Raw genomic sequence first — 5,403 nt, 5'->3', positions numbered from 1 at the left:
CACCGACATCGTGCAGGTGCCGTTCGTCGACGCGCTCGGCGCGCTCAACACGGTGCCGCTGTACCGGTACGAGGAGGCGTCGGCGCTGTTCGGCTGATCCGGCGGCGCCGGCTTCGACCGGTGCCGTCGCCTTCGCCGGGTGCCGTCGCCTTCGCCGGGTGCCGTCGCCTTCGCCCGGTGCCGTCGCCTTCGCGCGGTGCCGTCGCCTTCGCCGCATCAGGAGATCTGACGAGGACAGGAGCCTGTGGGGCGCGGCATCCCGCCCCCGTCAGATCTCCTGATCTGGAGAAGGGCGGCGCCAGGTTGGGGAAGGGCGGCGTCAGGTTGGGGAAGGGTGGCGTCAGGCTCTCGGGCGACGGATGCCGTCAGCGGGTCGGCCGGACAAGCCTCCGGCCGCAGCCCTGCGCGATGGCGGTCCGGATCGTCTCGAGCACACGGTCCCACTGGAACAGCACCTGGTGGTAGTCGAAGCGGAGCACGACATACCCGCGCATGACGAGGCGGGCATCGGCTTCCAGGTCGCGGCGACGGTCGGCGGCTCTGCTGTGATGGGCGAATCCGTCGATCTGCGTCACGAGCGACCGCCCGATGAGGCCGTCCACGGGATGCCCGTCGATCCAGACCTGCTGCCTGACGGAGATGCCCGCCCGGCGGAGCCCGTCGACGAAGCGGGTCTCCAGACCGGAGTCGGAGAGCGTGGAGACGACGGCGGCGAGTGCGGCGGCGCGTGAGCTGCGCCAGGCCACGAGGCCGAGGACGTCGGCCGGCACCGCCTTCTGCCGGACGGCCGATTCCCACACGGCGAGCGCGTCGCGTTCCGGCAGACAGTGCGCGACATGGAACAGGACGTTGAGGATCGGATCCTCGTGCTCGCTCCTGCCGGTCGGGGCAGGCCCGGTTCCCCAGTGGACCCGCACCATGGCGGCATCGATGCGGGAGGCCGTTCCCGGGACGGACACGTGCGTCTTGTCGTGGACGGCGGAGGCCGGGAGCCAGAAGCCGCGCAGCGCGGCCGCGCTGACGCACGTCACCCGGCCGCCGACCGTCGCCGCCGCGATCCGTCTCGCATCGCACTCGGGCACGGCGATCCACGACCGCCGCACGCGCTGCAACGTGCCGGCCGCCACCGCCCCGGCGACGTCGTGGACGGTGAAGCCTGCGGCGCGGATGTCGGAGGTGTGCGAGATGCCGTTGCGCACGCGTATCCAGGCGAGCAGGTCACGCCGTCGTCGATCTGAGCGGGCACTCGCGGGCATGCCGCCCATCATCCCGGCCTTCGGTGGCGCCGCCGGCCCGTCCGTGCAGATCTGTGGACAGCCCGGCCGGAGTCCGATCTGTGGAGGGATCGGCCTCACGGCATCCACCCCCCTGCCCTCCCCGCGGGGCCGCGCCGGGATCAGGAGATCTGGCGAGAACAGGAGGATTCACACCGAAACGTCCTGTGCTCGCCAGATCTCCTGATCTGGGAGACGGGCCGACCGCCCCGACCGGGCCCGCCGGGCCGCCGCGGTCGTCAGGCGTCGGCGAGGCCGAGCACGTCGAGAAGCCACGCGAGCTCGAACGCGCGCTCGCGCCACGCGTTGTAGCGGCCGCTGACGCCGCCGTGCCCGGCGGCCATCTCGCACTTGAGCAGCGCGTCGGCGCCCACCTCGCGCAGGCGCGCGACCCACTTGGCCGGCTCGACGTACAGCACGCGCGTGTCGTTGAGCGAGGTCACCGCGAGGATGCGCGGGTAGGTCACGCCCGCGCGCACGTTCTCGTACGGAGTGTACGACCGCATGTAGGCGTACACGTCGGCGTCGTGCAGCGGATCGCCCCACTCGTCCCACTCGATCACGGTGAGCGGCAGCGACGGGTCGAGGATCGTCGTGAGCGCGTCGACGAACGGGACGTCGGCGAGGATGCCGGCGAACAGCTCCGGCGCGAGGTTGGCGACGGCGCCCATGAGCAGGCCGCCGGCCGAGCCGCCCTCGGCCACCAGCATCCCGGGCCGCGTGTGTCCGCTGTCGACGAGGTGGCGCGCGCAGTCGACGAAGTCGGTGAACGTGTTGCGCTTGCGCAGCAGCTTGCCGTCCTCGTACCACTGGCGGCCGAGCTCGCCACCGCCACGGACGTGCGCGACGGCGAACACCACGCCGCGGTCGAGCATCGACAGGCGCGCGACCGAGAACGCCGGCTCGATGGAGTGCTCGTACGAGCCGTAGCCGTAGAGGTGCAGCGGGCGGGGCGCGTCGCCGGGGTCGCCGAACGAGCGGCGCCACACGAGCGAGATCGGGATGCGCGTGCCGTCGGCCGCGGGAGCCCACACGCGCGCCTGTCCGTACTCGGCGGGGTCGTAGCCGCCCAGCACCGGCTGGCGCTTGCGCAGCAGCAGCTCGCCCGTCGCGACGACGTAGTCGTACACGGTGCCCGGCGTCACGAACGACGAGTAGCCGAGCCGGATCACCGGCGGCGCCCACTCCCCGTTGCCGCCCGTGCCCGCGGAGTACAGCGGCTCGTCGAACTCCAGCTCGGCGACCGCGCCGGTCGCGTAGTCCAGCATCCCGATCCGCGCGAGCCCGTCGCGGCGGAACCCCACGACGGCCCAGTCGCGGAACGTGGAGACGCCGAGCAGACGCCGCCCCGGCACGTGCGGCAGCACGACCTCGCGCGGTCCGGCCGGGTCGGCGGCCGACACGCGCACGAGCTCGAAGTCGAGGGCGCCGTCGTTGTGCAGCACGTACAGCACGTCCTCGCCGTCGACGACGGCGTGCGAGACCGAGTACTCGACGCCCTCGCGGCGCGGCCACACCAGGCGCGGAGCGGCGCGGAGGTCGCCGGCATCCACCAGGAGCTCCTCCGACGTGATGGATGAGCCCGCCTCGATCACCAGGTACCGCTCGCTGCGCGTGAAGCCCGCGCCCACCCAGAAGCGGTCGTCGGGCTCGTGGAACAGGCGCTCGTCGTCGGCGACGTCGCGGCCGATCTCGTGCAGCCACACGGTGTCGGGACGCCACGCGTCGTCGACGGTCGTGTAGACGACGAACCGCCCGTCGGGGGAGAGCACGGCGCCCGCGAACGTGCCGGGGATCTCGTCGGGCAGCTGCGCGCCCGTGACGAGGTCGCGGATGCGGAGCGTGTAGCGCTCGTCGCCGTCGGTGTCGACGCCGTACAAGAGAAGCGTGCCGTCGGTCGAGACGTCGAAGGTGCCGAGTGAGAAGAAGTCGTGACCCTCGGCCTCGACGTTGCCGTCGAGGAGCACCTGCTCGCCGGGGACGTCGAGGTCGGGGCTCAGCTCCGGCGGCGTCCAGTCGTCGGGCGCGGCGAGCGGGGCGCGGCACTGGATGCCGTACTGCTTCCCCTCGACGGTGCGGCCGTAGTACCACCAGGCGCCCTGCCGCGAGGGCACCGACAGGTCGGTCTCGAGCGTGCGGCCCTTGATCTCCTGGAAGATGCGCTCGCGCAGGCCGTCGAGGTGGGCGGTGCGCGCCTCGGTGTGGGCGTTCTCGGCCCGCAGGTGCGCGAGCACCGCCTCGTCGTCCTTCGCGCGCAGCCACTCGTACCCGTCGACGACGTCGTCGCCGTGGTGGCTGCGCACGACGGGGCGGACCTCGGCGACGGGCGGGGGGACGGATGCCGCGGTGGGAGCTTGCTCGATCGTCACCGCTCCACGCTAGCCGAGCACGGAGATTCCCCGGCCGTCGGGAGTTCTCCGAAACGGCCCCGATGTGCGAGGATTTGAGTGGTCCGGTTAACGGAACGCAAAGCCACGGTGAACTGTTCGTTCGCACCGCCGATCTCGTCGGCATCCCCTTGACGTCAAACGAAAGCGAACAGTGGAAACCGCTGTACTGATCGTGCTGCTGGTCATCGGACTGGCCCTGTTCTTCGACTTCACGAACGGGTTCCACGACACCGCGAACGCGATGGCCACCCCCATCGCGACCGGTGCCCTCAAGCCCCGTGCCGCGGTGCTCCTGGCCGCGGTCCTCAACCTGGTCGGCGCCTTCTTGTCGACCGAGGTGTCCAAGACGATCTCCCACGGCATCATCCGCGAGCAGGAGATCAGACCCGACGCGTTCCTGCCGCTCATCTTCGCGGGCCTCATCGGCGCGATCACCTGGAACATGCTCACGTGGCTGCTGGGTCTTCCGTCCAGCTCGTCGCACGCGCTGTTCGGCGGCCTCATCGGCGCCACGATGGTCGGCGCCGGCGTGATGGCGATCGACTTCGGCGTCGTGCTCGGCAAGGTCGTGCTGCCCGCGCTCATCGCCCCGGTGACCGCCGGCGTCATCGCGTTCCTGGCCACGCGGCTCGCCTATGGGCTCACGCGCCGCGTCGACAACAAGCCCGACGGTCGCGACGGGTTCCGCTGGGGCCAGATCTTCACCTCTTCGCTCGTGGCGCTCGCCCACGGCACCAACGACGCGCAGAAGACGATGGGCGTCATCACGCTCGCCCTCGTCATGGCCGGCTGGCAGAGCAGCGCCCACACCGAGCCGCAGCTGTGGGTCATCTTCGCGTGCGCGATCACGATCGCACTCGGCACCTACATGGGCGGCTGGCGGATCATCCGCACGCTCGGCAAGGGCCTCACCGACGTCAAGCCGGCGCAGGGCTTCTCGGCCGAGACCTCGACCGCCTCGACGATCCTCGCCTCCAGCGCCCTCGGCTTCGCGCTGTCGACCACCCAGGTCGCCTCGGGATCGGTGATCGGGTCGGGCCTCGGCCGGCGCGGCTCGAAGGTCCGCTGGGGCACCGTCGGCCGCATCACGATCGGCTGGGTGCTGACGCTCCCGGCCTCGGGCGCCGTCGGCGCGGTCGCCGCGCTGCTCGTGGTCTGGCTGGGCCCGTGGGGCGTGCTCATCGACGCCGTGCTGGCCGTGGCGATCATCCTCGGCCTGTTCTGGCGCTCGCGCGCGAACGAGGTCACCGCGCACAACGCGATGAGCGAGGTGGCCGACTCCGGCCGCGCCGTCAAGGTCAAGCGCAACCCGCCGCCCACGCGCCGTCAGCGTCGCGAGGCCCGGGCGGCCGCCGCGAAGGCCGCGGCCGGCAGCGACGGATCGCAGGAGGGGACGCAGCGATGACCGTCTCGATCGACTGGCTGGCCTTCCTGCAGGTGTTCGGCGCGGCGCTCACCGCCGCGGTGCTCGTCGTCGGCTTCTACGCGATCGGTCTGCGCCTGCTCGTGCGCGGTGGACGCGCACCCGTCGTCGCCCCCGCGGAGTTCACCGACGCCATCACGGTGATCACCGAGAAGGAGGCCCAGCGCGCCGCCAAGGCCGCCGCGAAGGCCGCCAAGAAGAGCCCCCTCACCGAGGGCCAGAAGCGCGTGGCGCTCGTCGGCGCCTACGGGTCGTTCGGGCTGTGCGGCGTCGCCGTGCTCGCCGGCATCCTGCTGATCGTCTTCGGCCACTGACG

The 5,403-nt window shown here is 71.8% G+C and carries 4 protein-coding genes; 2 read left to right on the top strand and 2 right to left on the bottom strand.

Annotated features, from left to right (window positions below):
• Positions 1–365 precede the first annotated feature (365 nt).
• Together WML84_RS12435 and WML84_RS12430 are read right to left on the bottom strand one after the other, a co-directional pair.
• The gene (locus tag WML84_RS12435) at positions 366–1,199 is read right to left on the bottom strand and encodes a DUF559 domain-containing protein (RefSeq protein ID WP_347346458.1); all 834 of its coding nucleotides are present in this window, start codon (positions 1,197–1,199) and stop codon (positions 366–368) included.
• Between the two features lie 314 nt (positions 1,200–1,513).
• Positions 1,514–3,637: a S9 family peptidase gene (locus WML84_RS12430; RefSeq protein ID WP_347346459.1), complete on the bottom strand. Its 2,124-nt coding sequence runs from the start codon at positions 3,635–3,637 to the stop codon at positions 1,514–1,516.
• 178 nt (positions 3,638–3,815) lie between these two features.
• On the opposite strand from WML84_RS12430, the gene WML84_RS12425 reads away from it, so the two are divergent.
• Complete coding sequence (locus tag WML84_RS12425) at positions 3,816–5,069, top strand: inorganic phosphate transporter (protein WP_347346457.1); 1,254 nt, start codon at positions 3,816–3,818, stop codon at positions 5,067–5,069.
• Positions 5,066–5,401, top strand: coding sequence for a peptidase (locus tag WML84_RS12420; protein ID WP_347346456.1), 336 nt, complete (start codon positions 5,066–5,068; stop codon positions 5,399–5,401). Before WML84_RS12425 ends, WML84_RS12420 begins: the two co-directional genes overlap by 4 nt.
• The last annotated feature ends 2 nt before the right edge of the window (positions 5,402–5,403 follow it).

This window comes from Microbacterium sp. (assembly GCF_039812165.1).
GTDB lineage: Bacteria > Actinomycetota > Actinomycetes > Actinomycetales > Microbacteriaceae > Microbacterium.
This window is presented reverse-complemented; position numbering and strand designations above follow the sequence as displayed.

What these genes read in the sequence shown, in the direction of transcription:
- WML84_RS12420 (WP_347346456.1), top strand. Translation starts at nt 5,066, where the DNA reads ATGACCGTCTCGATCGACTGGCTGGCCTTCCTGCAGGTGTTCGGCGCG.